This window comes from Streptomyces sp. URMC 126 (assembly GCF_051386555.1).
Taxonomy (GTDB): Bacteria; Actinomycetota; Actinomycetes; order Streptomycetales; family Streptomycetaceae; genus Streptomyces.
Map to the genome: position 1 here is coordinate 1 of NZ_JBPQTX010001101.1, position 253 is coordinate 253.

1 pseudogene is annotated in these 253 nt (G+C 63.6%); it reads right to left on the reverse strand.

Going from position 1 to position 253, the window contains the following annotated elements:
* A pseudogene (locus ACSNOK_RS35250) lies at window positions 1-253 on the reverse strand (nucleotide sugar dehydrogenase); the annotation flags it as partial.

Below are 253 nucleotides of genomic sequence, written 5' to 3' on the forward strand. Positions count from 1 at the left end.
GATCTCCTCGATCATGGGCTTCCAGCGATTGCGGGTGGTGCCGACCGGCAGGGTGGTCTCGTAGGAGATGAGGGTGCCGGGGGTGAGGTGCTCGGCCAGCGACTTGGTGGCATTTTCCATCCAGCCGAAGTCCGGTTCCCAGGTCTCGTCGTTAACGAAGAGCGGGACGACGAGAACTATCGCGTCGGCTCCGGGGATGGCCTGGGAGTAGTCGGTGGTGGCGGTGAGCTTGCCTGCCGGGACAAGCTTCTTC